The organism is Tissierellales bacterium (assembly GCA_035301805.1).
GTDB lineage: Bacteria > Bacillota > Clostridia > Tissierellales > DATGTQ01 > DATGTQ01.
Window position 1 is genome coordinate 1 of record DATGTQ010000200.1, and the last position, 6772, is coordinate 6772.

A 6772-nucleotide genomic window follows, 5' to 3' on the forward strand; every position below is an offset into this window, starting at 1 on the left:
TCTGAATACTTTATCTTTATGAAAATCCTTTACAAAATATCTTCTATCTATAGAAGGATTTAAGGTTACTGTTAAAATCACATTGTCACCCCTTTACAATCCCTTATTTTCACTACCACACATTTTAATTTTATTTTTTACTACTTCTTTAACCCCTTCTTTACCCGAAGTTAAATATTTTCTTGGGTCATATTCTTCTGGATATTTATTTAAGTATTCTCTTATATTTTCTTGATAAGGTACCTTTAACTCCGTGGATATATTTACTTTACATATTCCATAAGAAATAGACTTTTCAACATCCTCCTCAGGCACTCCCGAAGCACCGTGAAGTACTAATGGAACATCTACTTTCCCCTCTATTTCCTTTAACCTTTCAAAATCTATCTCAGGTTTAGCTTTATATAATCCATGAGCTGTACCTATAGCTATAGCTAAAGAATCCACTCCCGTTTTTTCAACAAATTCTAAAGCTTTATTAGGATCAGTTAACATTGCAGACTTTTCTTCTACTCTTATATCATCTTCTGTACCTGCTAAACGTCCTAATTCAGCTTCTACTGTAGCCCCATATTTATGAGCAAAGTCTACTACTTCCTTTGTTATATTAATATTTTCTTCATAAGATTTTGAAGAAGCATCTATCATTACAGATTTGTATCCTGCTTTAATACATTCTTTTATTAATTCTACATCTTCACAATGATCTAAATGAAAAGCTATTGGCATGCCTTGTTTTTCCGCTGCAACTTTAAATAGGGCAACCAAATAATCTAGTCCAATATATTTAACAGTTCCTGGGGTTGTAGCCACAATAATAGGAGTTTTTAACTCTTGAGCTCCTTCTAATACTCCTTGTAAAATTTCTAATGTGTGAATATTAAAAGCTGGAACTCCGTATTTATTTTTTTGTGCATCTAGTAGAATTTCTTTTGTTGATGTTAATTTCATAATATTTACTCCTCTCTAAAGTAAGTAATACCTTGCTTATGAAATATTTAGCCGCGATAATCCGCGGCTAAATTAAAATTTTCTTTACTTTTTTCCTTATAATTCAAATGACTTAATTCCTTGCCTTCCTATTTCTATTAAATTTTCCTTAAGTTCATCAATATTTTCTGTATCTCTCTTCATAATTGCTTCTAGTAATAGTGGCAGGTTGATTCCTGATAAAACTTTGCTATTTTTGATTTCTTGGGATAATAATACGCAAGTCTTAAAAGGAGTTCCTCCCACAACATCTGTCAAGAATAAGATCCCATCACATTCTTTCATATTTTTTATTTTCCTTTGAATATTACCTTCTAAATCTTCTGTTGAATCTCCCAATTTAAATTCTGCACCTTCTAAATAATTCTGCTGACCCACTATTATATCTACCGAACTAATAAGTCCTTTAGCAAATTCACCATGTCCTACTACTAATATCCCTATCATTAAATCACCTTTTTATAATTTTATAGTATTGTAAGAAGTCTTCCAATTATACCTACTGCAACAGTAAGCAATATTAAAACAATTGGCGAACGATCTTTCTTTAATAATTTATACATCCATAATGTATATAATGCTGGTAACAGTTTTGGCATTATTTGATCTAGTACTCCTGCTTGCAATTCTATATCTGCTCCCCCTGCTGTAATAACAAGAGGCGTTTCTAATGCTATATAAGAAGCTACTAAAGCACCTACTACTGTTAAACCTACTATAGATGCAGCTCTTGAAAATGATTTTGTTTGTTCACCTAATTTCTCAACTGCACTTACACCTGTACTATAGCCATAGTTCATAAGTCCAAATCTAAGAACAAAGTGAATTACATTAAATAATATTAGAAAGATAAAAGGTCCTGCAATACTTCCTTTAATGGCCATTGATGCACCTATACCGGCTGTAATTGGTAAAAGAGTTAACCAAGCTATTGCATCTCCAATACCACCAAGAGGCCCCATAGCTGCTACCTTTACAGCCTGAATAGTATCTGGTTCTTCTTTCCTTTCTTCCATGGCAATAACTATCCCCATTATAAATGTCACTAGAAAAGGATGGGTATTAAAAAATTCCATATGCATTCCCATAGAATTTGATAAATCCTCTTCATTTTTATGGATTTTTTTAAGTCCTGGTATTAAACCATAGAGCCAACCACCTGCTTGCATCCTTTCATAGTTAAAAGATGCTTGTAATAATAAGGATCTCCAAGTCATTTTATTTAGATCCTTTTTAGTAATAACATTATCTGTACTTGGATCTTGATAATTATAACTAGATTCCATCAGAGCGCGCCCCCTTTCTAGAAGAACCTTTTTCCTTCAACTTATTAGCATAATAATCATATGATGCTATAGATAATCCTAATAATGCTACTCCTAATATTGGCAATTCAAAATATGCTACAAGCACAAAACCGATAATTAAAAATGCCACATACTCTTTCTTGTACATAATTTTTAATAACATAGCAAAACCTATTGCTGGCATAATTCCACCTGCTACTTCTAATCCTCCTATTAGCCATTTTGGCATCTTGGCAACAACGGCTTCTGCAGCATCTGCTCCAAAGTATATTGGTAAAAAAGTAATTACAGCGTTAAAGATAAACAAAATAAACAAACCTAAATAATTTATCTTTTCAATACCTTTGGTGTCTGCATTTTCAGCATATTCATCAGCTTTATGCATTAATGGGGAAAAAGCTGTAAATACCAAAGTTATTATCCCCTGTATTGCCACTGCAAAAGGTACTGCTATACCTACTGCTACCTTTGGATCCACATCTGCTAATATGGCAAAAGCGGAACCAACAATACCGCCAATAACTACATTAGGTGGTTGTGCACCTGCCAATGGTACTGCTCCCATCCAAATTAATTCGAGAGTAGCGCCAGTAATGAGCCCTGTTTTAACATCTCCTAAAATAGCTCCTACCACCATTCCTGTGAAAACTGGTCTATGGATATGAAATAAACCATTAAATAAATCTATCCCAGCGATTCCTCCCCACAGGGCTATTAATAAAGATTTTCCTAACATAATATTTCTCCCCCTTATTTCTGATATATAAAACTCCTTTTAAAAATAAACTTTTATCCTAAATAAGACTTATAATATCCTTTCCTCTTTCATCTGGCACTCTTCTAACATCCATTTCTACACCTAACTCAGCTAGTTTCTTAAAGGTTTCAATATCGTTTTCATCAACAGAAACAGTACTTGTAATTTGTTCTTTGCCTTCACTATAATGCATATTACCTACATTCACTTTTTCTATGGGAACACCACCTCCAACTAATCTTAAAAGTGTTTGTGGAGTCCTCACCACTAAAAATATTAGTTGATCATCTGCTGCGTAGCCTATATTATCTATTGTCTCTTGTACAGTAAAATATCTTGTTTCAATTACATCAGGAACTGCCATATCCATCAAACTTTGTTGAATACTATTCTCAGCAACCTTATCATCTGCAACTAGTATTAAATTAGCTTCTATGTGATTAACCCATGTTACTGCAACTTGTCCATGAATTAACCTATTATCAATTCTAGTCAATAATATATTTGCCATATCTTTCTCCCCTTTCATTTACAATCTCTTATTCATAATCATAAATAGTAACACCTTTTACAACCCTATTTACAGTACCACTTGGACTTGGATTATCAGGCTCTATGCCAAGCTTTACATACATCATTAATACAAATATTTGAGCGTATAATACATAGGCTATAACTGAGTAAACTTCGTTACCTAATTCTTTCTTTTCATTACTTAAATACCAATGATAGTCTGAATGTTTTTCAAGTTCTTCATCATAAGTTTGTGATATAGTAACTAGCTTATGGTCACCAAAGTCTCCATAAACTTCTTTTACAAGATCTAAATCATATCTCCTTGTATATTCGTCTTCTGAAATATAAGCAAATACTAATGTTTTATCATTTACTATAGACTTTGGACCATGTCTAAAACCTAATATAGATTCATAATTAGAAACTACCTTTCCACGAGTTAATTCCAGCAATTTTAAAGCGCTTTCTCTTGCAAGTCCATTTAAACTACCGGAACCTAGATATACAACTCTGTCATAACCTAAATTAACTAATTCTTCTATATTTTTATAATTATCATTAATAACATTTGTACCTAGTTTTGCAATTTCAGTAATTATATCCTTTATTTCTTCTAGATTATTAATGTCAAAAGTTAATAAAGAACCAAGTAACATATTAGTAAAACTACTAGTCATTGCAAATCCTTTATCATTTGATTTTTCTGGCATAAGCAATAATAATGTGTTTTCATTTCCTCTAGAAATTTTGGCTAGCTCTCCCTCTGGATTACATGTTACAAATATATGACTAACCTCATCTACTAACTTTTCAGCCAGTTCATAAGTTGCAACACTTTCAGGACTGTTTCCAGAGCGAGCAAAAGATACTATAATAGTAGGCACATCTTTTTTAAGGTTAGCCTTTGGACTAGATACAATATCCGTTGTTGCAATAGCTTCAAAACTGTAATTATATCTACTCTTTAAATAGGGAACAGCAATTTCTCCAACATAGGCCGAAGTCCCTGCCCCTGTAAATATAATTCTTGTATTTTCCTTTCCATTTAGTCTCTTAAGGAATTCTTCTATTTCCTTTTTATTTTCTTCAATTATTTTAATTGTTTCCAACCATAGTTCTGGTTGTTGGCAAATTTCTTGTGCAGTCTTTAGTCCATTTTTCTCTTTCCACTTACTTTCAGTTAAATTAAACATTAATTTTCTCCTCCATTTTGTAATGTTATCATGTTGTAATTACCAGTTACTTTAAAAAATTATTTATTAAGTACTACATGGTATTTAAATCTATCTCCTCTTGCAATACCTTTTGTATACTCAATTATTATATCTTCTTCATAAGTAATTCTTTCTATCATCATACTAGGAAAATCTTCTGAGTACTCTAATAGTTCTGCTTCAAAATCCCGAGTTAAAACTGATTGAAATATTTCCTCAGCTCTTGTAAAAGAAGCATCATATTTTTCTGTAAATATATCATACATCGGTTTTTCTTGAAGTTCTCCTTCTGTTAATTTAGGAAACCTATTATAAGGCACATAACTAGTCTCAAGCATCATTGGTTCATTGTCTGCAAGTCTCAATCTAGTAAATTCATAAACTTTGTCACCAATTTCTAACTTCATTTTCTTGGCAACCTTTTCATTGCATTCAATAACCTTGAAATCTAATACTTTAGATGTTGGCTTTTTACCCATTTTCTTCATCTCTTCTGTAAAACTATAGAACCCTAGTAGATCTTGCTTTAATTTCTTAGGAGAGACAAAAGTTCCTTTACCATGTTCTCTATAGATATATCCCTCTTTTTCTAATTCTTGAATAGCTTGCCTAACCGTAGATCTACTGACATCATACTGTTCACACAATTCTCTCTCAGAAGGAAGCTTATCATTCTCTTTTAAATTTTCTACTTCTATCATTTCAATAATTATATCCATTAATTGATAGTATAAGGGAATTCTACCTTTCTTATTTATTTTCTTCATCTCGTTCACCCTTTATATATTACTCCAAACTGGTACCTACCACTCATTTATATAGTACAACAACTTTTTCATTTTGTCAATGGTGAGTCAGTGAAGACCGTCCCCAGTGACTCAGATTTTGAGTCAGTAGGGACGGTCCTTGTTGGCTCACCTTTTTGAATTAGTTATTTTTTCTTTCATTTATGGCTAACTTTATTATATAGGTTTTGCCATGAGAATTTTTACTGTCAATATGAATTAAAGCTTTCTTCCTAGAAACTGAGGTTTTGACACCATCACTTTGTTCTATTACTTTAGGATCTGGTATTTGAACTTCAAGTTTCATTTTATCTAAACTAAATGTAGGGTCTGAAACTGCAATTGTTACAATATCATTTTCTTCTTTTACTAAAATTGATGCTTCGTTAAATGAGGTTATATTATCAACAGTCTTTTTCTTATCTGTAAAGAAATTAAATCCTTTTAATTTTAGTTCTATACTCTCAACTCCATGAGCATCGGAAGAGTTTTCTAATATTCTAATCTTTGGATTTTTAGCATATTCTTTTGTCTCTTCTTCATCAAAATTTGGTAATAATACATAGGAATATTTATCCTCTTCTGATGTATTATTATGTTTAATTCCTAAATTGAAAAAATTTTTAGTTATATTTTTATCTGGATTTGATGCTCGTATACGTCTTAAGTTTTCTGTAACTTGTTCTTCACTAAGAGAAACTTCTGAACCTTCAGGGAAATAATAGCCTACTTGAGTTCCTTCTTTATCTGTTTTAAAGTTTACCCAATTTAAATTATAAACTCCATTACCTGGGTTGTTTAAAATTTTGTTATCAATTGTTTCTCCTACTATATTACTTTTTTCATTGGTACTAAACATTCTATTATCTATAGTTGTCATAATGTTTCGATTAAGTTCATCTTGTATACCAGAACCTAATAAAACTATTTCATCATCAAACATGAAATATGATTTATTTCCATTAGCATTTTTATATGCTACAAAATCATCGGGTAAATTTCCTTTTTCTTTATATCCAATATCCTCCCCTAATTGAATACCTGCTAAACCATATTCCTCTAATTTAACACTACCTGAGTAAGTATTTGTACCTACTGGAAAATACACATAATCATTTTGTGATTCTGATGATGCATGGAAATTTAATGGGTGTTCCTGATTTTCATAATAGAAATTTCCATTATATAATTCTGGTATTGTCT

At 31.5% G+C, this 6772-nt stretch carries 8 protein-coding genes; all 8 read right to left on the reverse strand.

Annotated elements, in window-relative coordinates; translation table 11 throughout:
• Positions 1-93 precede the first annotated feature (93 nt).
• The gene (fba, locus tag VK071_10430) at positions 94-951 is read right to left on the reverse strand and encodes a class II fructose-1,6-bisphosphate aldolase (GenBank protein HLR35724.1); all 858 of its coding nucleotides are present in this window, start codon (positions 949-951) and stop codon (positions 94-96) included.
• Positions 952-1047: 96 nt separating this feature from the next.
• A complete protein-coding gene (agaF, locus tag VK071_10435) occupies positions 1048-1437 on the reverse strand; it encodes a PTS galactosamine/N-acetylgalactosamine transporter subunit IIA (GenBank protein HLR35725.1) in 390 nt (129 codons plus the stop codon).
• Between the two features lie 20 nt (positions 1438-1457).
• Positions 1458-2276, reverse strand: a complete 819-nt coding sequence (locus tag VK071_10440) for a PTS system mannose/fructose/sorbose family transporter subunit IID (GenBank protein ID HLR35726.1) — start codon at positions 2274-2276, stop codon at positions 1458-1460.
• Positions 2266-3033, reverse strand: coding sequence for a PTS N-acetylgalactosamine transporter subunit IIC (gene agaW / locus VK071_10445; GenBank protein HLR35727.1), 768 nt, complete (start codon positions 3031-3033; stop codon positions 2266-2268). Before agaW ends, VK071_10440 begins: the two co-directional genes overlap by 11 nt.
• 58 nt (positions 3034-3091) lie before the next feature.
• Positions 3092-3565: a PTS N-acetylgalactosamine transporter subunit IIB gene (gene agaV / locus VK071_10450; GenBank protein HLR35728.1), complete on the reverse strand. Its 474-nt coding sequence runs from the start codon at positions 3563-3565 to the stop codon at positions 3092-3094.
• 28 nt (positions 3566-3593) lie between these two features.
• Positions 3594-4763 carry an SIS domain-containing protein gene (locus tag VK071_10455; protein ID HLR35729.1) on the reverse strand — a complete coding sequence of 390 codons (1170 nt, stop codon included), beginning with the start codon at positions 4761-4763 and terminating at the stop codon, positions 3594-3596.
• A 59-nt stretch (positions 4764-4822) separates the two neighbouring features.
• Positions 4823-5551, reverse strand: a complete 729-nt coding sequence (locus tag VK071_10460) for a GntR family transcriptional regulator (GenBank protein ID HLR35730.1) — start codon at positions 5549-5551, stop codon at positions 4823-4825.
• 160 nt (positions 5552-5711) lie between these two features.
• Positions 5712-6772: polysaccharide lyase family 8 super-sandwich domain-containing protein (locus VK071_10465; protein HLR35731.1), on the reverse strand; the 1061-nt coding region annotated here is incomplete at its 5' end.

Bases quoted from the DNA above. Each gene is read 5' to 3' on its own strand.
- VK071_10455 (HLR35729.1), bottom strand. From the start codon at position 4,763: ATGTTTAATTTAACTGAAAGTAAGTGGAAAGAGAAAAATGGACTAAAG.
- agaF (HLR35725.1), bottom strand. From the start codon at position 1,437: ATGATAGGGATATTAGTAGTAGGACATGGTGAATTTGCTAAAGGACTT.
- fba (HLR35724.1), bottom strand. From the start codon at position 951: ATGAAATTAACATCAACAAAAGAAATTCTACTAGATGCACAAAAAAAT.
- agaW (HLR35727.1), bottom strand. From the start codon at position 3,033: ATGTTAGGAAAATCTTTATTAATAGCCCTGTGGGGAGGAATCGCTGGG.
- VK071_10460 (HLR35730.1), bottom strand. From the start codon at position 5,551: ATGAAGAAAATAAATAAGAAAGGTAGAATTCCCTTATACTATCAATTA.
- VK071_10440 (HLR35726.1), bottom strand. From the start codon at position 2,276: ATGGAATCTAGTTATAATTATCAAGATCCAAGTACAGATAATGTTATT.
- agaV (HLR35728.1), bottom strand. From the start codon at position 3,565: ATGGCAAATATATTATTGACTAGAATTGATAATAGGTTAATTCATGGA.